We start from the raw sequence: 20,567 nt of genomic DNA, 5'->3' as shown, positions 1-20,567 counted from the left end.
ATCACCGAGGCCGGATGGACCCCCGTCGTGGTCAACCGAACCAACTCTTCACGATCAGCCGCGGTCAGCACCACCGGCCTCTTCTTCTGCGAACCTATCGCACCAGCCCTGTCCGGCAGAACGGAAGGGGAATCTGCCACACTCCAGCCTCCCGACCAAACAACCCAGAGCTAAGCAGCGACACGCTACTAGTGTCCTGCGCCAGTAATCCATTGGTAGATCTGTCTCGCACCGGCGTTTGGGTCCGGTCCGGCAACCAGGTGTGTTGACCGCCTGAGGCTGAGTGCGAACTACCCAGGAACTTCCGGCGCAGGACGCTAGTGTGATGCGCCGGAAATCGCGGGCTTAAGTCTCTCGCTGGTTCTCGGTGGCTGGCGGAGTGACCTTGGTGAGGTAATCGGTGAGGGATTTGAGGATCTCGTCAGCGGTCTTGGTCCAGGTGAAGGGCCTGGGGTTCTCGTTCCACGAGTCGATCCAGGCCCTGATGTCGTCCTCCAGCGCCTTCACGGAGGTGTGGACTCCGCGGCGGATGAGTTTGTCGGTCAGCAGGCCGAACCACCGCTCGACCTGGTTGATCCAGGAGGAGCCGGTCGGGGTGAAATGGACGTGGAAGCGGGGGTGCTTGGCCAGCCACGCTTTGATGTCGGGGGTGTTGTGGGTTGCGTAGTTGTCACACACCAGGTGCACGTCGAGTCCGGCGGGAACCGCCTTGTCTATCGTGGCCAGGAACTTCTTGAACTCGATGGCTCGGTGGCGGCGGTGCAGTTCACCGATGACGGTCCCATCGGCGATGTTGAAGGCAGCGAACAGGCTGGTGATGCCGTGCCGCAGAGAGTCGTGGGTGCGCCGTTCGGGCATGCCCGGCATCATCGGCAGGACAGGCTGCGAGCGGTCCAGCGCCTGGATTTGGGCTTTCTCGTCCACGCATAACACCACTGCTTTATCGGGCGGGTTGTGGTACAGGCCAACGACGTCGACGACCTTCGCGACGAACTGCGGGTCGGTGGAGAGCTTGAAGGCATCCTGCAGGTGCGGCTTGAGGTCGAACCGTTTCCAGATCCGGCCGATGGTGGACTTCGACAGCCCGGTGCGGGCGGCCATGGACGCCCGCGACCAGTGTGTGTCCTGGCCTGGAGTGAATTCCAGCGTCGCGATGACCACGTCCTCGACCTGGTCGAGCAGGATGGACGGCGGCCGCCCCGGCCGCGGTTCGTCGACCAGTCCGTCCAGCCGCCGCTTGATGAACCGGGCCCGCCAGCGGTTCACCGACTGCTCACTCACGCCGAGTTCGGCTGCCACCTGCTTGTTCGTTCCACCCTCCGCGCACCGCAGCACGATCCTGGCCCGCAAAGCCAGGAACTGGGCGGTCTTCGCGCGCCTCGCCCAACGCATCAACTGATGTCGCTCGGCCTCGCTGAGCACCAGTGCTGCCTTGCGCCGGCCTGACCGCGGCCTGTCCGTCAGTCCTTCGAGCCGATGGGCAACGAACCGCGAACGCCACTTCCTCACGGTGTCCGTGGTCACCTTGAGCTCCGCAGCCACACGCGTATTCGGCACCCCGTCGGCACACATCAGAATGATCCGGGCCCGCTCGACAAGGCGAGGCCCCACCGCCCCGTCCACCCAGCGCGACAACTCGGCGAACTCCCCATCGGACAGCCTGACTTCAACAGCACGAGGTCCTGGCGACATGACAACACACTACAGACTTAAGCCCGTGATTTCCGGCGCATCACACTAGTGCTGCGACCGGAAAGGTTCACCGGCTCGCGACGCCCGGCACGGCTCCCCCAAGCTCTTCGAGCAGGGGGACCCCCCAGCCGCGTTGTCGCATCACCCGAGTATCCAGTACGCAGGCGGTGCTCCCCCACTGCCTGAACGGCGTAGGAGGTACCCCCAGCACCGGACGCCGCGAGCTATCCGGCAAACCTTTCCGGTCACAGCACCAGCGAGTCACCCGCGGTCAGCGGATCCGGAGTGCGCGTCCGGATCCGCTGAGGCGTGTGGACAGGGCCTCCTGGTCAGGCGGTGCGTCGCGAGCGGGCCAGAGCCAGTCCGCCGACGACCATGCCGAGCAGCGCCAGCACCAGGGCCACGATCGCCCCGCCCCGCCCGTTGCCGGTGCCGACACCACCGTCGGAGCCGGCCAGAGCCACCACGCCGACGACCATGCCGAGCAGCGCCAGCCCCAGTGCCACGAAGGCGCCACCCTGCCCGTTGCCGGTGCCGACACGACCGGCGGAGCGCAGAGCCCACGCACCGACGACCACACCGATCAGCGCCAGGCCCAGCGCCACCACGGATCCGGCTCGCCCGGAGCCACCGCCGCTGCCGCCGTCGGCGATCGAGACCTGCGCAGCTGCCGGTGCGGCAAGCACGAACCCGCCGAGCAGGGCAGCTGCGGTGGCGGCGAGCAAACGACGGACGGACATCGAAAGATCCCTTCGGCTGTATGACGGGTACCGGCGTCAGCGTATGCAGCCGATGGTGACGGGTCGTCATGCCAAGGTCTCCGACGGGCCTACCGCCGAGGTGGTACCCGCTCGATGACGGCCTGCGGTCACAGCAGTCGCATACTGCAGCCGCAGCAACCGGACGCCCGGTCCGGCGCGTGCGGCTGCGACCATCAGCGGTTCCGGGGTGTCACCAGGCCGGATTCATAGGCGAAGACGACGAGCTGAGCGCGGTCACGGGCCTGGAGCTTGGTCATGGCCCGGTTGATATGGGTCTTCGCGGTCAGCGGGCTGATCACCATGCTGTCGGCGATCTCGTCGTTGGACAGGCCCTTCGCCGCCAGGGCGACGGCCTCGCGTTCGCGGTTGGTCAGGCCCTCCGGCCCTGTGCAGGTCTCCACGGCGAGACGCTGTTCGACGTACCGGCTGATCAGCATTCTCGTGATCGACGGTGCCAGCAGGTCGCCGCGAGCGGCGACGCGTACGGAGTGAAGGAAGTCGTCCGGCTCGATGTCCTTGACCAGGAATCCGGCGGCGCCGGCGCTCAGCGCGTCGAAGACGTACTCGTCGATGCCGTAGTTGGTCAGGATGACGACGAGCACTCCGGCCAGGCCCGGGTCCGCGGCGATCTGCTTGGTCGTCTCGATGCCGTCCATGACCGGCATCTGGATGTCGACGAGAGCGAGGTCGGGCAGGTGCTTCCTGGCGAGGGCCAGGCCCTCCCTGCCGTTGGCCCCCTCGGCCACCACCTCGATGTCGTCCTCGCCGTCGAGAAGCGCGCGGAATCCGCTGCGAAGGGGCGGTTGGTCGTCGAGCACCATGATACGGATCATGAGATTCGTGCCACCGGGAGTTCGGCCTGGACAGTGAACCCGCCTTCGGCGCGGTTCCGCGCGCAGACGGCCGCCCAGGGCGGAGACGCGGTCGCGCGGTTCCCACGCGATGTGCAGCCGTTCCTGGGGCGCGCGCAGCCGCGTGTGGACGAGTGGCCATCCACCGCGGACCCGGCAGTTCGCCGACTGGACGTCAGCTCCGTCGAGCCCGGCTCGGTGGCCGGCCGGGCGTCGCACCTGGTTCAGCCGGCGGTTGCCGGAGTGAACAGCTCGACGAGGTTGCCGGCGGGGTCGGCGAGCAGCATCTGGCGCCCGCCGGGACCCGAGACGATGTCGCTGCGGAAGACCACCCCGGCACGGCGCAGCCGTTCCCTCTCGGCGTCGAGATCGTCGACGACGAGGTGAATGCGGTTGCGTCCGCACCCCGCCACGTCCGCCGGTGTGGCACGGGCTCCTGAACTGCTCGGCCCGGACAGCAGCAGCCGCAGCGGCCCACGTGCGACGTCGGCGAAGGCGGGCGGATATGCGTTGAGCACGGTGAAGCCGAGGTGAGTGGTGTAGAAGTCGATCGCCGCTCGCACGTCGTCGACGATGTAGCGAACGCTCGCCAGGCCGCGTTCGGTCTCGGTCATGTCGGGAGATCCCTTCGTGCGGGTCAGTGTTCACGGCTTGCGCCGTCGAAGGGTGTGCGGGCGCCATCGTAGACGAGCCGCGGCATCATGCCCCGGTCCTGACGGGCGGGTTGTGGCAGCGATTCACGGCACCGGTCACGCCGATCCCGCTGCCGGCCCGGCAGCGGAGTCGGCGTCACCCGCACCGGCCCGCGTGGTGGGCGCCGCGGTCGCCGGCCGTCGCGCCTGCTGGAGGACGGTGCGGACCACGGACATCATGAGCAGCCCGTTGACGGCGTGCAGGCCGAACACGAGCCGGCCGGCGGTCGTGGTGTCTCCGGAGTCCCCGAACGCCTCGGCGATGACCGCGATCACGGGCTGCAGGATCCCGAGTCCCACGACCAGGCCGGACAGGCCGATGAGCCGACGGGGCATCCGGGCCAGGGCGGCGACCACCGTCAACACCACGGCGAGAAGGACGATCCCGTACCCCAGGGCACGGTGGGGCTTGAACGACTCGTCATCGGGTGCGGTGTCGAACGCGCCACTGGCGGCCAGGAAGAACTGCGCCACGACGGCGAGCATCAGCAGTGCCGCCAGCCAGGCGAACGCTTTACGCATGGGAGAGTCCATTCAGGTCGGTCGGCTCGGAGGGGCGTTCGGTCCGCCGAGGCGCGTGTCCCTGCTCAGCTGCGGCGCGCACCCACGGGTGTACTGGGAACGCCGGCGATTCCCGCGTCCCTGAGCAGTGAGACGAGCAGGTCGCCGAGGATCCGCGGACCATGCTGGGTGAGTATGGATTCGAGATGGAACTGCACGGATCGGAATCCCGCGCCGCGCAGGGCGTGCACCTCGCGGGTTTCGGGGTTCCGGCTGATCTCGACCGGCTTGCGCTGCCCGGTACCGGGAAGGAAGTCGTGATCGGAGCGGGCGGCGTAGGTGTTGTAGAAACCCACGAGTTCGGACTGACCGAACAGGTTGACCCGCTTCTGGACGCCTTGGTTGGGCACCGCGCGGCGTACGACGTCGAAGCCGAGCTCGGTGGCGAGTATCTGGTGGCCCAGGCAGATGGACAGGAACGGGACCGTGCCGGCGAGCAGGTCACGGGTAAAGGCACGGAGCGTGTTCATGCGCGGGTCTGCCGCGTCGCGGGGGTCGCCGGGGCCGGGACCGACGATGACGAGGTCGAACCCCTCCGGCGACAGCGGACTGTCGAATCGCGTGATCGTGGTCAACAGGCCGAGGGACCGCAGTTGATGGCCGAGCATCCCCATGAAGAGGTCCTCGTTGTCGACGACCAGCACCCGCCGCCCGTCCAGCGCCGGGTCCGGTGTCCTCTTGTGCGCTCCGTCGAGCCAGAACCGCGACAGCGTGGTGTTGCGGCTCCGCAGCGCCAGGCGCACCCGGGGATCCGTGGCCGGTGACGTGTGCGCTCCCGCCACGGCGGGTGCGCCGCCGGCGCCGGTACCTTCCGGTGCCAGGCCGAGCGCTTCGAGCACGCCCGCGGCCTTGGCCCGGGTCTCGGCCACCTCGGAACCGGGGTCGGAGTCACGGACCAGGGTGGCGCCGACGCCCAGGCGCAGACCGCCGTCGTCGCCGACCTCGGCCGTCCGGATCATGATCGCCGAGTCGAGCGTGCGGTTGTTTGCCGCGTCACGGCCGATCAGCGCGAGGACGCCACCGTAGTATCCGCGGCCCGTCGTCTCATGACGGGCGATGACCCGGAAGGCGTTCTCGAGCGGGCTGCCGGTGACGGTCGGTGCGAGCAGGGTCTCCCGCAGCACGTCGCGTACGTCGAGGCCGCTGCGGCCGGTCAGGAAGTATTCGGAGTGGGTCAGGCGTGCCATTTCCTTGAGAAATGGGCCGTGCACCTGGCCGCCGGAGGTGCACATACGCGCCATCATCTTCAGTTCCTCGTCGACGACCATATAGAGTTCGTTGGCCTCTTTCGGGTCGTTCAGGAACTCCAGGAGCCCGGAAATGTCCGGGCCGGTCGAGGGGTGCCGGTAGGTCCCGCTGATGGGATTCATCGAGACGGTGCCGTCGGCCATGCTGACGTGCCGTTCGGGCGACGCGCCGATGAATGTTCCCGCGCCGGTGTGGAACAGGAACGTCCAGTACGCCCCGAGTTCACCGGTCAGCAGCCGCCGGAAGATGGCGAGTTCCGTGCCGACCGAGTAGTCGTCCAGCCGTGCGGTGAAGGAGCGCCTGATGACGAAGTTGGATCCGGCACCCTGTCCGATCTCCTCACCCAGTACCCGCTCGACGATCGCCGCGTAGTCCTCGTCGCTGATGTCGAATCCGGCGTCGGACACGGACACGTGCCGCTCGGGCAGGCCTGCCAGGGCTTGACTGCGGGTGAGTTCGGCCTGCTCATGGACGCGCATGGCGAGCAGGGGCGCGCGGTCGTCGTGGCAGGCGAACCCGCGCTCGGTGATCTGCCGGTACGGAATCGCCACGAGCAGGTCGTGCCGCGCGCCGCTCGCCGGCCGGTCGGGAATGGGCAGTTCGGCGAGGCTGTGCACGTCGCAGACCTCGCCGGTCAGGACCTCCACGTGCGTGTTCCGGGCCGAGCCGGGCCGGTGGAGCAGCGCGAAGGCACGCCCGTCCGCACCGAGGCCGGCCAGAACATCCGGGGGGCCGGCCGTGCCTGAATCCGTCCCGTACATGTTGCTCCCCTTTGCGTCGGATCAGATCGCCCCTCTGGATACTGCGTCGGCGAAAGACGCCGCACATGACGTGAAGCCGCCATCCCGCGTTCCAGGTAACGCCGTTACGGCATGGCGTGAACAGCTGAATGAAGTGGCACTACTCATGCGGGTAGTGGGCGGGGAGGTGCGCCGCGATTACTGTCGGCGGCATGCCAGTTCGACGAGGGCGGTGAAATCGACGGTGGATGTGCTGGTCCAGAAATACGGCGGTACTTCTCTGCAGACCCTCGACTGCGTTCGTCACGCCGCCCTCCGTATCGCGGTGACACGGCGGCGCGGATCGTCGGTGGCCGTGGTCGTATCGGCGCGCGGCAGCAGAACCGATGAACTGCTGCGGCTGGCGGCCGACGTCGGTGCCGCGGAACCGTCCCGGGAACTCGATCAGTTGCTGGCCGTGGGCGAGTCCGAGTCCGCGGCGCTGATGGCCCTCGCCCTGAACGGGCTGGGAGTGCCGGCGATCTCGCTGACCGGGCACCAGGCCGGGATCCGGACCACCGACCGGCATGGCGACGCGCTCATCTCGGGGATCGGGGCCGCGCGGGTACGGGCGGCTCTGGACGACGGCAAGGTCGCCGTGGTCACGGGTTTCCAGGGCGTCGACCACGCCGGGGACGTCGCCACGCTCGGACGCGGCGGCTCCGACACGACCGCGGTGGCGCTGGCGGCGCGGTTGCGGGCATCGGCCTGCGAGATCTACACCGACGTGGACGGCGTCTTCAGCGCCGATCCCCGCATCCTGCCCGCGGCCCGATGCCTGCCGTGGGTCCCACCTGGCGTGATGGCGGAGATGGCGTTCGCGGGCGCGAGGGTTCTGCACACCCGATGCATCGAACTTGCCGCCATGGAAGGGGTCGAAGTGCGCGTCCGTAACGCGTCGTCGCAGGCGCCCGGAACCACCGTCGTCGACCGGCAGGACGGCCGGCCGCTGGAGACCCGGCGTGCCGTCGTGGCGGTGACCCACGACACCGATGTCGCGCGGGTGCTGGTGCACTGCCGGGACATCCGCCGGGACCTGGCTCCCGACGTGTTCCAGGTGCTGGCCGCCCAGGGGACGGTGGTGGACCTGGTGGCCAGGTCCGGGCCCTACGAGAACGAGTTCCGCATGGGATTCACGATCCGCCGCAGCCAGGCCGACTCCGTGCGGACCGCACTGCACGAGCTGACGGCCGGCTTCGGCGGCGGCGTGATCTTCGACGAGGACGTCGCCAAGGTGTCGGCGGTCGGAATGGGCCTGCTCAGCCGTCCCGAGTACACGGCCAGGCTCATGGCCGCACTGGCCGAGGCCGCGATTCCGACGAGCTGGATCTCCACCTCCCAGATGCGGCTGTCCGTGATCGTGCCGCGAGAACGCACCGCCGACGCCGTCGAGGCCCTGCACCGCGAGTTCCACCTCGACCGGCACGAGCCGGCGGACGTCATGTCCGCGAACTCCGGCCGTTCCGCCACCGTTTGAGAGAGGCAGGACACAGTGGCTGTACACAACGCTTCGTTCGCCCGAAGCCTGCGCCTACGACGCCTGTTCGGGCACGGCGACGGGCGCCTGCTCGTGGTACCGCTCGATCATTCCGTCACCGACGGACCGCTGCGCCGTGGCGATCTGAACTCCCTGCTCGGTGAGCTAGCCGGCACCGGTGTCGACGCCGTGGTGCTGCACAAGGGCAGTCTCCGTCATGTCGACCACGGCTGGTTCGGCGACATGTCGCTGATCATGCACCTGAGCGTGAGCACGAGGCACGCCCCGGATCCGAACGCGAAGTACCTGGTCGCCCATGTGGAGGAGGCGCTGCGGCTGGGCGCCGACGCGGTCAGCGTGCATGTCAACATGGGGTCGCCCCAGGAGGCCCGGCAGATCGCCGACATGGCGGCCGTGGCGGGGGAGTGCGACCGCTGGAACATCCCGCTGCTGGCCATGGTGTACGCCCGCGGACCGCAGATCAGTGACTCGCGGGCGCCGGAACTGGTGGCGCACGCCGCGACGCTGGCCGCCGACCTCGGTGCGGACATCGTCAAGACCGACTACGCGGGCACGCCCGAGCAGATGGCCGACGTGGTCCGCTCCTGCCCGATCCCGGTCATCGTGGCCGGCGGCCCGCACTCGGCCGACACCGAGACCGTACTGGCCTACGTGTCGGACGCGCTGCGCGGTGGTGCGGCCGGAGTGGCCATGGGACGCAACGTCTTCCAGTCCGACCATCCCGGCTGGATGGCAGCCGCCGTCGCGCGAGTGGTGCATGAATCACGGCACGCCGCGGACCGGGACGACGTCGACAACCGGCTCGCCCTTACGACCTGAGACTCCCTGCCCTTCCGCCGAGGAGATACCTGTGAAGCTGTGCTGGCTGGACATCCGCAACGTCAACGGTGCCAAGGAGGCCATAGTCGAGGAGGCCGTCCACCAGAGAATGGACGCCATCGTGGCGGCCGATCCGGCCGACCTGGAGCCGCTTCCCCCGACGGTGAAGAAGGTGCTGTTCCCGCAGAACCAGCCGCTGCCGGAGAAGCTGGAACCCGCCGACCTGGTCATCGTCGAGCCGGCGCGCCACGGGGAGCCCGCCGAGCTGGCACAGCAGTACCCTGATGTGGAGTTCGGCCGGTTCGTGGAGATCACGGATGCCGCCAGCCTGGAGGACGCCTGCCGCTCGGCGCGCCTGGAGAGGTGGAGCCTGCTGTACTTCCGGGACCCCACCAAGATCCCGCTGGAGATCGTGCTGGCCGCCGCGGCGGGAGCCGACGGCAGCATCATCACCCAGGTGGCCGATGTCGAGGAGGGGGAGATCGTCTTCGGCGTCCTCGAGCACGGCTCCGACGGCGTGATGCTCGCCCCCCGCGTCCCGGGGGAGGCCACCGAGCTGAAGGCCGCCGCGCGCAGCAAGGCGGCGGACCTGCCGCTGGTGGAGCTGGAGGTCACCGGGATCCGGCGGGTGGGGATGGGTGAACGGGCCTGCGTCGACACCTGCACGAACTTCCGGCTCGACGAAGGCATTCTCGTCGGCTCGCACTCCACCGGCATGATCCTGTGCTGCAGCGAGACCCACCCGCTCCCGTACATGCCGACCCGGCCGTTCCGGGTCAACGCCGGTGCGCTGCACTCGTACACGCTCTCGGCCAACGGGCGCACCAACTACCTCAGCGAACTCGTCTCCGGCGGCAAGGTGCTCGCCGTCGACTCGAAGGGGAAGTCACGGGTCGTCACCGTGGGCCGGGTCAAGATAGAGACCCGGCCGCTGCTCGCGATCGACGCGGTCGCGCCCTCGGGGGTGAAGGTCAACCTCATCGTCCAGGACGACTGGCACGTGCGGGTGCTCGGGCCGGGCGGCACGGTGCTGAACGTCACGGATCTGACGCCGGGCACCAAGGTCCTCGGCTACCTGCCGGTCGAGCAGCGGCACGTCGGCTACCCGATCGACGAGTTCTGCATCGAGAAGTGAGCGACGACCGCGATGGGGAACGAGCGGTGGCCGCGATGACCGCGCAGCCCGTGCTGGATTTCCATGTACGCCTGGCTCCCCGGCCGGGGGCCGGGGAGCGGCTCCTGTCGACGATGGACGAGTGCGGCCTGGAGCGGGCGGTGGTGTGCGCGGGCGGCACCATCGACCTGGACCGCCTGTCCCGCCAGATCGTCGAGGGCGGGCACGTCGAGACCGACGCCGACAACGACGCGGTGCTGGACGCCTGCGCGGGCACCGACGGCCGCCTGGTGCCGTTCTTCTTCGCCAACCCGCACCGCCCGCCCGAGCTGTACCGGGCCAGGGCCGCGGAGTTCCGTGGCCTGGAGGTCTCGCCCGCCGTCCACGGCATCGGCCTGGTCGATCCCCGTGTCGCCGAACTCGCCGGTGTGGCAGCGGAGTTCGGCCACCCGGTGTACGTGGTGTGCCTGGAGCGCCGTGGTGCGGGCGTGGCCGACCTGGTCGGCCTCGCCCGCCAGTTCCCCCAGGTGGACTTCGTGCTCGGGCACAGCGGCATCGGCAACATCGACTTCCACGCCCTCACCCTGATCCGGGACGAACCCAACATCCTGCTGGAGACCTCCGGCGGCTACACCTGCGTGGCCAAGGCGGCGCTGAGCCGCCTCGGCGCCGGGCGGGTGGTGTTCGGCTCCGAGTATCCGCTCCAGCACCCGGCCGTGGAGCTGGCCAAGTTCCAGGCGCTGCGGACACCGCCCGAGCAGTGGCGGCAGATCGCCTGGGACAACGCGCATCGACTGCTAGGAGAGGAGAAGCGGTGAACGACCCACGTTCGAGCCTGCCTCGACTCGGCCAATGGAACGGGCCGGAGGACCTGCAGCGGCTCCAGGAGAAGCAGCTGTCGCAGACCGTCGCCTGGGCGGCCCGCTCGCCGTTCTACCAGTCGCGGCTGGACTCGGCGGCCCTGCCGGGGACCGCCGCCGACCTCGCCGGTCTGCCGCTGACCACCAAACAGGACCTGCGGGACAACTACCCCTTCGGAATGCTCGCCGTCCCGAAGGCGCGGCTGGCCACCTATCACGAGTCGAGCGGGACCGCGGGCCGGCCCACGCCTTCGTACTACACGGCGGAGGACTGGACCGACCTCGCCGAGCGCTTCGCCCGCAAGTGGATCGGGATGTCCAGCGAGGACGTCTTCCTGGTCCGCACGCCGTACGCGCTGCTGCTCACGGGGCATCTCGCGCACGCCGCCGGGCGGCTGCACGGGGCCACCGTGGTGCCCGGCGACAACCGGTCGCTGGCCATGCCGTACGCCCGCGTGGTCCGGGTCATGCACGACCTGGGTGTCACGCTGACCTGGTCGGTGCCGACCGAGTGCCTCATCTGGGCCGCCGCGGCGGCCGCGGCCGGGCACCGGCCCGGCGCCGACTTCCCCGCGCTGCGGGCGCTGTTCGTCGGTGGCGAGCCGCTCACCCCCGCCCGCCGTCGCCGGATCAGCCGGCTCTGGGGGGTGCCGGTGATCGAGGAGTACGGCTCCACGGAGACCGGCAGCCTCGCCGGGGAGTGCCCGAACGGCCGGATGCACCTGTGGGCGGACCGGGCGCTGTTCGAGGTGTACGACCCGCGGACCGGCACCGTCCGTGCGGAGGGCGAGGGCCAGCTCGTGGTCACCCCGCTGTTCCGCGAGGCGATGCCCCTGCTGCGCTACAACCTCGAGGACAACGTGTCGGTCTCCTACGCCGACTGCGACTGCGGATGGAACCTGCCCACCGTCCGGGTGCTCGGCAGGTCGGCGTTCGGGTACCGGGTCGGCGCCGCGACGATCACCCAGCACCGGCTGGAGGAACTCGTCTTCTCCCTCCCGGAGTCCTACGGGGTGATGTTCTGGCGGGCGAGGGCGGAACCGGCGGTCCTGCGCATCGAGATCGAGGTGCCCGAGGAGCACCGGGCCGGCGCCGTGGCGGAGCTGAAGGCTTCGGTACGGGCCGCGTTCGGTGTCGACTGCGAGGTCAGCGGGCTGGCTCCGGGGACGCTGGTCCCGCATGACGCGCTGACCGCCATGCCTGACGTGGTCAAGCCGCGCAGCCTGTTCGGGCCCGACGAGGACTGGGGCAAAGCGCTCCTCTACTACTGACGGGGACGACATGCCGCAGACACGGGTGGCCGTGGCCGGGGCCGGAATCGCCGGCCTCACCTTCGCCGCCGCCCTTCACCGGGCCGGAATCGACTGCCATCTCTACGAGCAGGCGGAGCACCTGACCGAGGTGGGGGCGGGGGTCCAGGTGGCGCCCAACGCCACCCGGCTGCTGCACCGGCTGGGCCTGCGCGACCGTCTGCGCTCCGTCGCGGTCGCACCGCAGGCGATCGAGATGCGCCGCTGGGACGACGGCAGGCTGCTGCAACGCACGCCGCTGGGCAACCTGTGCCGACGCCGCTTCGGGGTGCCCTATTACGCCGTGCACCGTGCGGACCTGCACAGCAGCCTGCTCTCGCTCGTGCCACCCGACCGCGTGCACCTCGGCGCCCGCCTCGACGCCGTGACGCAGGACGCCGACGAGGCGCGGCTGCACCTGTCCGACGGTACGACGGTCACGGCGGACCTGGTCGTGGGAGCCGACGGCATCCATTCGATCGCGCGTGAGCACATCGTGGCCGATCGGCCGCAGTACTCGGGGCAGACGATCTACCGGGGACTGGTGCCGGCGGAACGGGTGCCCTTTCTGCTCACCGAGCCGCGGGTGCAGTTGTGGTTCGGACCGGACCAGCACTGTGTGTGCTACCCGGTGTCGTCCGGCCGGCAGGTGAGCTTCGGCGCGACCGTCTCCGCCTCGGACTGGCGGGAGGAGTCCTGGTCGGCGCGGGGTGACGTCGCTCAGCTCGCGGCCGCGTACGCGGGCTGGCACCCGGACGTCGCACGGCTGATCGGGGCGGCGGAGACGGTCGGCAGGTGGGCGTTGCACGACCGCGAGAGCACCGACCGGCTGAGCTCGGGACGGGTGACCGTCATCGGCGACGCCGCGCATCCGATGCTGCCGTTCCAGGCGCAGGGCGCCAACCAGGCGATCGAGGACGCCGTGGTGCTCGCGGCCTGTCTGGCCGACGCGGGCCCGGGCGGCCTGAGCACGGCCCTGCGCCGCTACGAGCGGATCCGCCTTCCCCGCACCACACTGATCCAGCGCCGATCCCGCGACAACGCGAAGACCTTCCACCTGGCCGACGGGGACGCGCAGCGCCGCCGCGACACCTCCGCCCAGGGCTCATCGGGTCTGGACCGGCACGAGTGGCTGTTCGGGTACGACGCCGAGCAGGCCATCACGTACGACGCCGAGCAAGCCATCACGACCAGCAGGAGTTCATGATGGAACTGACCGGAATCGAGTCGACGGTCGCACTGGTCACCGGCGCGGCGCAGGGCATCGGCGCCGCCGTGGCGGCCACCCTGGCGGGCGCGGGAGCGCATGTCGCCGCCGTGGACCGCAACGCCGAGGCGCTCGCCACCGTCGTGACCAAGCTCGGGGCCGAGGGCGTGTCGGCCCGCGGCTACTCCGCCGACGTGTGCGACAGCGAGGCGGTGGACGCGCTCGTGCGGCGCGTCGAGGACGAGCTGGGGCCCATCGGCATCCTCGTCAACGCGGCCGGCGTCCTGCACACCGGCAGGGTGGTCGAACTGTCGGACCGTCAGTGGAACGAGATCTTCTCCGTCAACGCGGGCGGCGTGTTCCACGTGTCCCGTGCCGTGGCCCGGCGGATGATGAGCCGCCGCCGCGGCGCGATCGTGACCGTGGCGTCCAACGCCGCCGGCGTGCCGCGCACGGAGATGGCCGCATACGCCGCCTCAAAGGCCGCGTCCGCCCAGTTCACCCGGTGCCTGGGGCTGGAGCTCTCCGACTACGGCATACGGTGCAACGTCGTCTCGCCCGGATCGACCGACACGCCCATGCTCCGCTCGATGCTCGGCGAGAACGCCGATCCGAGGCGGGTGATCGAGGGCTCGCCGGCCGCGTACAAGGTCGGCATTCCGCTGCGGAAGCTGGCCCAGCCGCGGGACGTGGCCGAGGCCGTCGCGTACCTCGTGTCCGACCAGGCCGGCCACGTCACGATGCACGACCTGTACGTGGACGGCGGCGCAGCCCTGCACGTGTGACGCCGTCGGAGGGAAACGCCGTCGGACGGAAAGAGGAGGCGAACCATGGCCATGAACCCGATCGCGCCATACCGCATGCCCGGCGACGGAGATCTGCCGAGTGCGGCGATGCCCTGGCGCCCGGGCGCGGACCGGGCCGTCCTGCTGGTCCACGACATGCAGCGGTATTTCCTGCGCCCGTTTCCGGCCGGGCAGTCCCCGGCGACCGAGCTGGTCGCCAACGTCACGAAGCTGCTCGCGGCGGCGCGTACGGCCGGGGTGCCGGTGATGTACACGGCGCAGCCGGGTGGCATGAGCCGCCAGGACCGCGGGCTGCTGCACGACTTGTGGGGGCCCGGGATGGGTGTCGAGGAGGCCGACCGCGGCATCGTCGACGAGGTCGCCCCCGAGCCGGGCGACACGGTGCTGACCAAGTGGCGCTACAGCGCGTTCTTCCGGAGTGACCTGGAGGAACGACTACGGCGGTCGGGACGCGACCAGCTCGTCGTGTGCGGTGTCTATGCGCACATGGGGTGCCTCATCACCGCCTGCGACGCGTTCAGCCGCGACATCCAGCCGTTCCTGGTGGCGGACGCGCTGGCCGACCTGTCTCTCGACGACCACCTCATGGCACTCCGCTATGCCGCGGACCGCTGCGCGGTGCCGCTGTCCACCGCCGACGTGCTGGCCGAGCTGTAGATCTAGTGCTGTGACCGGAAAGGTTTGCCGGGAAGCTCGCGGCGTCCGGTGCTGGGGGTACCTCCCGCGCCGTTCAGGCTGTGGGGGAGCATCGCAAGGCGGAGCGTCGCCCGCGTACTGGATGTACTCGGATGATGCGACAACGCGGCGTGGGGGTACTCCCGGCCGAAGGCTGGGGGAGTGCCGTGCCGGGCGTCGCGAGCCGGTGAACCTTTCCGGTCGCAGCACTGGACGCGGTTTTAGCCACCGGAAACCCTCACCCACTCATGGAGGAACACATCAATGTCTGATCGCACTCATGTCGTCGTCATCGGCGGAACGTCGGGGATAGGGCGGCATTTCGCCCAGTCCTGCGCCCAACGGGGAAACGACGTGGTCATCACCGGCCGTTCGGAGGACCGGACCAAAGGCGTCGCCCATGAGATCGGCGGGCGGACTCGCGGGCTCGCACTGGACCTGGCCGACCCGGACCGGGTCGTGGCGGCGCTGGCCGACGTGGAACGCGTCGACCGGCTGGTGCTCGCGGCACTCGACCGGGACCACAACACGGTCCGCGAGTACCGTCCGGCCGACTCGGTGCGCCTGCTGACGGTGAAGCTCACGGGCTACACGGCGGTCCTGCACGCGCTCGCCCCGCGGATGAACGGCGACAGCGCGGCCGTACTGATCGGCGGCCTTGCCAGTCACCGGCCGTATCCGGGTTCCACGACCGTGACGACCGCCAACGGCGGCATCAGCGCGCTGGTGCGCACGCTGGCGGTGGAGCTCTCACCGATCCGGGTCAACGCCCTGCACCCGAGCATCGTGTCCGACACGCCGTTCTGGAGCGACAAGCCGGCCGCACGTGAAGCGGCCCGGACGCGTGCGCTCACCAAGCGGCCGGTGACGATGGAGGACTGCACCGGGGCGATCACGTTTCTGCTGGAGAACCGCTCGGTCAACGGTGTCAACCTGAACATCGACGGCGGAGAAGTGCTCATCTGACGCCAGTCGTGATCCGCCACGGCCCCCACCGGCCGGTCGCGCCCTGTCCGTGCTCCCGCTCCGCGCGAGCGTAGCGGGAGAGATCACGGGCCGAGAACAGGGCCATTCCGGCCTGGAAGCCCGTCACCGGTACCGGAAGCCGCGTCCAGTAGGCGAGCCGGCCGTCGACGCGGAACTCCACCTCCGACGTCTCGGCCCGGTAGGTGACGGCGTAGTCGTGCCCGCGCCCCGGCTCCGTCGGCACATCCAGCACCACCCGGTGGATGTAGTACTCGTGAGGCCGGGTCACGCCGGGGAGCACCAGTCGTTCGACCACCGCGTACACGGTGTCGTTGGTCGCGGCGGCGTTGAGGACGACGCCGGTCTCCAGGTCGAAGAGGTTCACCGTGCCGTAGGCGTCGAGCAGGTCGTAGGGGACCTGGCCGTAGGTCCGCACCGCCATGCCGACGTCGAACGTCAGCACGCCCGCCGCCGGCACGGCGAAGCGGCGCACGGACTGGTACATCTGCTTGGCGTTGTTCTGCCTCGGGTCCGAGTCGTGGAAGCGCGTGAACGGGTTGACGGTCAGCTCCAGTTGCCCGTCACTGGTACGCACCCGTGCGTTGCGGTCCCGGTAGTGGTGCCTTTCGCCGTCAGCCCCCGTTATCGACATGACTCTCCAGCGGGCGGGATCGAGCTCGCCGCTGGTGAAGTCGTCGTACGTCCACGCGTTGGTCCTCAGTGCCGACGTCATGGCACACACCATCGGCCGCGCCGCCGCCGGCGGACATCACACGATCACGCGGTTCGACCGGGGACGGCACGCCAATTCCGCACCGCACGCCGGAAATCCCGTGAATGGGCGATGCCCGACGCGGGAGGCGGTGGCCGAGACTGCCGCAGTACTGACCACCACGTCATGACGTCGTCAGCACGACGTCCTCATTGGAGGAGGTGTCATGGGCACGATGGACTCGGCAGCGGAAGCGGACGGCAACCGCTATGTCGCGGTGTATGACAGCGCCCAGTTCAAGGATTTGCGGCGTCGGTCGAACACCTTCATCGCTTGGGCGAGCGTCATCTTCTACGGGTGGTGGCTTCTCGTCCTCCTGCTTGCCGCCTTCGTGCCGGACTTCTTCCGGAAGGGGCTCGGCGGCCCCATGAACGTGGGCCTGCTGTTCGTGCTCCTGTCGCTCGCCCTCGTGGTGACGGTCTCCGCGGTGTACCTGCGTTTCGCCCGTACCCGGCTGGATCCGCTCAGTGAGCGGATCCGGGCGGACCTGGAAGGAGATCTCCGATGACCGGCGTTCTCACGGCCTCCGGGCCACCCCCGGTGGACAACACGTGGGCGGCGCCCGCGATCGCCGCCGCGGTCGCTCTCGTCCTCGCAGCCGTGGTGTTCGCTCTCGTGTTCACGGCGCGCGGCCGTGTTCGCGACCAGAAGGACTTCTTCCTCGCGGGCCGGAGGATCGGCGCCGGTCAGAACGCCCTCGCCCACGTCGGCGGGGGCATCATGTACTCGACCGTGATCATCATCACCGGGCACATCGCGCTGAACGGCTTCGACGCCATCCTCCTCCTGACGGCCTTCACGATGTCCACGGTGCTGGCGGTGCTGATCTACGCCTCGCCGATGCGCAACGTGGGCGCGTACACGATCGGCGACCTGTTCGCGCTGCGCGCCCGCGAGCGGCAGGCCCGGATCGCGTCGGCCGTCATCACCCTGCTGATCTACGCCATGTTCATGATCGTCGCGCTGGCTTCGGTCAGCATGGTCGCCAGCCGGATGTTCACCACCGACTCCGAGGTGAACGTGCCCGTCGTGGGCACCATGGTCATTGTCGTCGGCCTGGCCGCCATTGTGATGGTGTACGTGGGTGGGATGCCCGGAATCACCCGGGTGATGGTGCTCAAGGTTTCTCTGATGATGGCCTTCATAGCGGTGCTGACCGTGGTGGTACTGGCCAAGTACAAGCTGAACCTCGCCCACCTGCTCAGTGACGCCGAGGCCCATGCCTATCCGGACAAGCGCGGTTACGGGCTGCTGGCCCCCGGCCGCCTGTTCGGTGAGGGATCCACCTACAACTCGGGCCAGGATCCCTGGGTTCATCTGTCGAAGGCCGTTTCCATCGCGGCCGGGGCGATAGGCATGCCGTTCCTCTTCATGCGCTTCTTCGCGTCGAGAAGCGGACAGGCCGCGCGGCGGACGGCCGGCTGGGCGGCGATGATCACCGTCGCGTTCTGGACGTGCATGATCATCGTCGGTCTGGGCTCCGTCGCGATACTCGGCGGGAACAAGATCGGCGTGATTTCGTGGCACCGCGACATCACCCTGCCCAAGCTCGCTGACGACCTCGGCGGCAAGTGGGCGTCCGGCGTGCTCGGCGGGATCGCGCTGCTGTCGGTCGGCGCGATCTTCGCGGTCCTGCTGCTCAACGCGGTGACGTCCTACACCAGGGACGTCAACGCGGTACGAGGCCGGAAGGTGGAGCCGGCCGCCGAGTTGAAGGACATCCGGCGCAACGTGCTGGTCATCGGAATCGCCTCCCTCGTCGTGGGCGCGGCGATGATGACCCAGCTCACTCACATCTTCATTCCGACGTCGATCGACCTGGGTGGCGCCGTCGTCCTGCCGGCTGTCGTCTACTCGCTGTTCTGGCGGCGCTTCAACACCCGGGGGCTGATGTGGACGGTCTACGGGGGGCTCGCCCTGACCCTGTTCATGGTCGTGTTCTCCAACGGAGTGTCGGGCGATCCCACCGCCCTGTTCCCCGACGCCGACTTCAAGTTCATCGACTTCGAACCGGGACTGGTCGGGGTGCCGGCCGGCTTCCTGCTCGGTTTCCTCGGCACGCTCACCAGTAGCGAGCGTAACGACGCCGGCTTTGCCGAGATGCGGGTCCGTGCCCTCACCGGTGCCGTCATTCCCGCTCGGAACGCCCCCACCGGTGGCGCGGACGCGCACGACCGGGAGAGCCGGACCCCCAGCGAAGCACACTGAACAACCGCGAACGGTGTGGGGCGGTCGCACCGCCTCACACCCCTTCGGGAGGGTCAATCGTGGATCCGGTACCGGTTCTGGTCGTGGGCGCGGGCCCCGTCGGCATGGTCGCCGCTCTGGCGCTCGCCCGCCAAGGCGTTCCCTGCGTTCTCGTCGACCAGGACTTCGAGACATCCGTTCATCCGAAGCTGGACTACGTCAACTCCCGCAGCATGGAGTTCTTCCGGCAACTCGGCATCGCCGACGACGTCCGTCGCGCCGGTGTCGCGCCCGAGCACCGGGCCGACGTGATCTGGTCGACCGGCCTCGCCGGTGAGCCGATCACCACCTGGAGACTTCCCTCGGTGTCCGAGGAGTGGCGGCGCATCGCCGAGCACAACGACGGCACCCAGCCCGCCGAGCCCGGCCAGCGCATCTCCCAGATCGATCTGGAGCCGGTCCTGCGTGCCCACTGCCGACGCAGTCCGCTCATCGACCTGCGATGCGGCCTGCGGTTCGAATCGCTCACCCAGGACGACGACGTGGTGACCAGTCACCTGGTCGACGTGATGACCGACGACCGGGTCCGGCTGCGATCCCGGTACGTGATCGGGTGCGACGGTGCGTCGAGCCGGGTCCGCGAGGTGGTGGGCATCGGCGAGGAGGGCTTCGACGTACCCGGGCTGCCGGGCGCCTTCATGGTGCACTTCAAGAGTCGCGACCTGGACACTCTGCACCGGCACGGGCGGTTCTGGCACTACTTCGCCTTCAGGTACATCATCATCGCCCAGGACGAGGTGGACACCTGGACCGCGCATGTCAACGGCATGGAGCCGTCCGAGTTCGACACACCGCCGGCCGATCCGGCGGCATTCCTGCGCGACACGATGCGGACGGACCTGAAGATCGACAAGGTGCTTCTGACCTCACGCTGGCGCCCCGGCTTCATGATCGCGGACCGTTACCGCGCCGGACGGGTCCTCCTGGCCGGCGACTCCGCCCATCGCATGTTCCCGACCGGCGCCTACGGAATGAACACGGGCATCGGCGACGCGGTCGACGCGGCCTGGAAGATCGCCGCGCTCGTCAGGGGCTTCGCCGGCCCCCGCCTGCTCGACAGCTACGAGGCCGAACGCCACCCGGTGGGGCTGCGCAACATGCACACCTCGCACCGGCACCTCGGCGTGCACCTCGAGGCGGGGTCACTGCTTCGCGACGGCGCCTCGCCGGAGGCCGTCGCGTCCTTCCTCGACGCCGAGCGGGGCGAGAACGAGTACCGGGGAATCGAGCTGGGCTACCGATACGACGACTCGCCGGTCGTCTGCCACGAGGATTCACCCGAACCCCCGTTCAGCCCTCGGGAGTACACACCGACGACCTGGCCCGGAGGCCGCCCGCCGAGCCTTCTCCTCGAAGACGGGAAGCCGATCCTCGACCGCTTCGCCCCGTCCTTCACCCTCGTCGACTTCGCCGGCGACGGCAGCGCCGACGCGCTCCTCGACGCGGCAGCCGCTCAAGGTCTGCCGGTCAGCCATACCGTGGTGACCGACGTCGGCGCCCGGCGGACATGGGAACGCGACCTTGTCCTTCTCAGGCCCGACCATCATGTGGCCTGGCGCGGGAACAAGGCCCACCCGGACCCGGCTGCCGTGGTCCGGCACGTACGAGGTGCTTCGTGACGCGATGCGCGAGGCGGACCTCGGGCCAGGCCGAAGACCTGGCCCGAGGCGTAGCCCAGCCGCCGCCTGGGCTGTCCGAGGACGACGGCTTGGTGGGCCCTTCCTGCCCGT

The 20,567-nt window shown here is 69.4% G+C and carries 19 protein-coding genes; 12 read left to right on the top strand and 7 right to left on the bottom strand.

Going from position 1 to position 20,567, the window contains the following annotated elements:
• Positions 1–345: 345 nt before the first annotated feature.
• The 6 genes from ABZ818_RS19280 to ABZ818_RS19255 all read right to left on the bottom strand — a co-directional run bounded on the left by ABZ818_RS19280 (position 346) and on the right by ABZ818_RS19255 (position 6,566).
• Complete coding sequence (locus ABZ818_RS19280; protein ID WP_361415792.1) at positions 346–1,692, bottom strand: IS630 family transposase; 1,347 nt, start codon at positions 1,690–1,692, stop codon at positions 346–348.
• A 329-nt stretch (positions 1,693–2,021) separates the two neighbouring features.
• Positions 2,022–2,432: a DUF6223 family protein gene (locus tag ABZ818_RS19275; protein WP_361415790.1), complete on the bottom strand. Its 411-nt coding sequence runs from the start codon at positions 2,430–2,432 to the stop codon at positions 2,022–2,024.
• 194 nt (positions 2,433–2,626) lie between these two features.
• Positions 2,627–3,286, bottom strand: a complete 660-nt coding sequence (locus tag ABZ818_RS19270) for a response regulator transcription factor (RefSeq protein ID WP_361415788.1) — start codon at positions 3,284–3,286, stop codon at positions 2,627–2,629.
• A gap of 242 nt (positions 3,287–3,528) precedes the next feature.
• A complete protein-coding gene (locus ABZ818_RS19265) occupies positions 3,529–3,918 on the bottom strand; it encodes a VOC family protein (RefSeq protein ID WP_361415786.1) in 390 nt (129 codons plus the stop codon).
• 135 nt (positions 3,919–4,053) lie between these two features.
• Positions 4,054–4,518 carry a DUF6220 domain-containing protein gene (locus tag ABZ818_RS19260; RefSeq protein WP_361415784.1) on the bottom strand — a complete coding sequence of 155 codons (465 nt, stop codon included), beginning with the start codon at positions 4,516–4,518 and terminating at the stop codon, positions 4,054–4,056.
• Between the two features lie 65 nt (positions 4,519–4,583).
• A complete protein-coding gene (locus ABZ818_RS19255) occupies positions 4,584–6,566 on the bottom strand; it encodes an anthranilate synthase family protein (RefSeq protein WP_361415782.1) in 1,983 nt (660 codons plus the stop codon).
• A 211-nt stretch (positions 6,567–6,777) separates the two neighbouring features.
• Between ABZ818_RS19255 and ABZ818_RS19250 the strand changes: the two genes are divergently transcribed.
• The 9 genes from ABZ818_RS19250 to ABZ818_RS19210 all read left to right on the top strand — a co-directional run bounded on the left by ABZ818_RS19250 (position 6,778) and on the right by ABZ818_RS19210 (position 15,818).
• On the top strand, positions 6,778–8,061 hold the full coding sequence (locus ABZ818_RS19250) for an aspartate kinase (protein WP_361415780.1): 1,284 nt from the start codon (positions 6,778–6,780) through the stop codon (positions 8,059–8,061).
• A gap of 15 nt (positions 8,062–8,076) precedes the next feature.
• The gene (locus tag ABZ818_RS19245; protein WP_361415778.1) at positions 8,077–8,901 is read left to right on the top strand and encodes a 2-amino-3,7-dideoxy-D-threo-hept-6-ulosonate synthase; all 825 of its coding nucleotides are present in this window, start codon (positions 8,077–8,079) and stop codon (positions 8,899–8,901) included.
• Between the two features lie 31 nt (positions 8,902–8,932).
• Positions 8,933–10,036 carry a 3-dehydroquinate synthase II gene (locus tag ABZ818_RS19240; RefSeq protein WP_361415776.1) on the top strand — a complete coding sequence of 368 codons (1,104 nt, stop codon included), beginning with the start codon at positions 8,933–8,935 and terminating at the stop codon, positions 10,034–10,036.
• A 35-nt stretch (positions 10,037–10,071) separates the two neighbouring features.
• Positions 10,072–10,833: an amidohydrolase family protein gene (locus tag ABZ818_RS19235; RefSeq protein WP_361415774.1), complete on the top strand. Its 762-nt coding sequence runs from the start codon at positions 10,072–10,074 to the stop codon at positions 10,831–10,833.
• Entirely contained in the window at positions 10,830–12,146 is a 1,317-nt protein-coding gene (locus tag ABZ818_RS19230) for an AMP-binding protein (RefSeq protein WP_361415772.1), read from the top strand. The genes ABZ818_RS19235 and ABZ818_RS19230 overlap by 4 nt, the downstream gene beginning before the upstream one ends.
• Positions 12,147–12,156: 10 nt before the next feature.
• Positions 12,157–13,371: an FAD-dependent monooxygenase gene (locus ABZ818_RS19225; RefSeq protein WP_361415770.1), complete on the top strand. Its 1,215-nt coding sequence runs from the start codon at positions 12,157–12,159 to the stop codon at positions 13,369–13,371.
• Positions 13,371–14,156, top strand: coding sequence for a 2,3-dihydro-2,3-dihydroxybenzoate dehydrogenase (locus ABZ818_RS19220; RefSeq protein WP_361415768.1), 786 nt, complete (start codon positions 13,371–13,373; stop codon positions 14,154–14,156). Before ABZ818_RS19225 ends, ABZ818_RS19220 begins: the two co-directional genes overlap by 1 nt.
• A 45-nt stretch (positions 14,157–14,201) precedes the next feature.
• Positions 14,202–14,834, top strand: a complete 633-nt coding sequence (locus ABZ818_RS19215; RefSeq protein ID WP_361415766.1) for an isochorismatase family protein — start codon at positions 14,202–14,204, stop codon at positions 14,832–14,834.
• A 282-nt stretch (positions 14,835–15,116) separates the two neighbouring features.
• Positions 15,117–15,818: an SDR family oxidoreductase gene (locus ABZ818_RS19210; RefSeq protein WP_361415764.1), complete on the top strand. Its 702-nt coding sequence runs from the start codon at positions 15,117–15,119 to the stop codon at positions 15,816–15,818.
• Here the strand turns inward: ABZ818_RS19210 and ABZ818_RS19205 are convergent.
• Positions 15,811–16,551, bottom strand: a complete 741-nt coding sequence (locus tag ABZ818_RS19205) for a DUF6081 family protein (protein WP_361415762.1) — start codon at positions 16,549–16,551, stop codon at positions 15,811–15,813. The two genes, ABZ818_RS19210 and ABZ818_RS19205, sit on opposite strands and share 8 nt — an antisense overlap.
• 205 nt (positions 16,552–16,756) lie before the next feature.
• Here ABZ818_RS19205 and ABZ818_RS19200 point away from each other — a divergent pair, with 205 nt between their 5' ends.
• Genes ABZ818_RS19200 through ABZ818_RS19190 form a run of 3 tightly spaced genes read left to right on the top strand, consistent with a single transcriptional unit; the run spans position 16,757 to position 20,456 of the window.
• Positions 16,757–17,098 (top strand): DUF485 domain-containing protein, encoded by a 342-nt coding sequence (locus tag ABZ818_RS19200; RefSeq protein ID WP_361415760.1) that lies wholly within the window; start codon positions 16,757–16,759, stop codon positions 17,096–17,098.
• Positions 17,095–18,798, top strand: coding sequence for a Na+:solute symporter (locus ABZ818_RS19195; RefSeq protein ID WP_361415758.1), 1,704 nt, complete (start codon positions 17,095–17,097; stop codon positions 18,796–18,798). Before ABZ818_RS19200 ends, ABZ818_RS19195 begins: the two co-directional genes overlap by 4 nt.
• Before the next feature lie 59 nt (positions 18,799–18,857).
• The gene (locus ABZ818_RS19190) at positions 18,858–20,456 is read left to right on the top strand and encodes an FAD-dependent monooxygenase (RefSeq protein WP_361415756.1); all 1,599 of its coding nucleotides are present in this window, start codon (positions 18,858–18,860) and stop codon (positions 20,454–20,456) included.
• Positions 20,457–20,567: the final 111 nt, after the last annotated feature.

Origin of the sequence: Streptomyces sp. NPDC047453, assembly GCF_040643155.1 — a bacterium.
Lineage (GTDB): Bacteria > Actinomycetota > Actinomycetes > Streptomycetales > Streptomycetaceae > Streptomyces.
Note: the sequence above shows the minus strand (reverse complement) of the source record. Positions and strands in the feature narration are given on the sequence as shown.

Bases quoted from the DNA above. Each gene is read 5' to 3' on its own strand.
- ABZ818_RS19280 (WP_361415792.1), bottom strand. From the start codon at position 1,692: ATGTCGCCAGGACCTCGTGCTGTTGAAGTCAGGCTGTCCGATGGGGAG.
- ABZ818_RS19275 (WP_361415790.1), bottom strand. From the start codon at position 2,432: ATGTCCGTCCGTCGTTTGCTCGCCGCCACCGCAGCTGCCCTGCTCGGC.
- ABZ818_RS19270 (WP_361415788.1), bottom strand. From the start codon at position 3,286: ATGATCCGTATCATGGTGCTCGACGACCAACCGCCCCTTCGCAGCGGA.
- ABZ818_RS19265 (WP_361415786.1), bottom strand. From the start codon at position 3,918: ATGACCGAGACCGAACGCGGCCTGGCGAGCGTTCGCTACATCGTCGAC.
- ABZ818_RS19260 (WP_361415784.1), bottom strand. From the start codon at position 4,518: ATGCGTAAAGCGTTCGCCTGGCTGGCGGCACTGCTGATGCTCGCCGTC.
- ABZ818_RS19255 (WP_361415782.1), bottom strand. From the start codon at position 6,566: ATGTACGGGACGGATTCAGGCACGGCCGGCCCCCCGGATGTTCTGGCC.
- ABZ818_RS19235 (WP_361415774.1), top strand. From the start codon at position 10,072: ATGACCGCGCAGCCCGTGCTGGATTTCCATGTACGCCTGGCTCCCCGG.
- ABZ818_RS19225 (WP_361415770.1), top strand. From the start codon at position 12,157: ATGCCGCAGACACGGGTGGCCGTGGCCGGGGCCGGAATCGCCGGCCTC.
- ABZ818_RS19220 (WP_361415768.1), top strand. From the start codon at position 13,371: ATGGAACTGACCGGAATCGAGTCGACGGTCGCACTGGTCACCGGCGCG.
- ABZ818_RS19215 (WP_361415766.1), top strand. From the start codon at position 14,202: ATGGCCATGAACCCGATCGCGCCATACCGCATGCCCGGCGACGGAGAT.
- ABZ818_RS19210 (WP_361415764.1), top strand. From the start codon at position 15,117: ATGTCTGATCGCACTCATGTCGTCGTCATCGGCGGAACGTCGGGGATA.
- ABZ818_RS19205 (WP_361415762.1), bottom strand. From the start codon at position 16,551: ATGACGTCGGCACTGAGGACCAACGCGTGGACGTACGACGACTTCACC.
- ABZ818_RS19200 (WP_361415760.1), top strand. From the start codon at position 16,757: ATGGGCACGATGGACTCGGCAGCGGAAGCGGACGGCAACCGCTATGTC.
- ABZ818_RS19195 (WP_361415758.1), top strand. From the start codon at position 17,095: ATGACCGGCGTTCTCACGGCCTCCGGGCCACCCCCGGTGGACAACACG.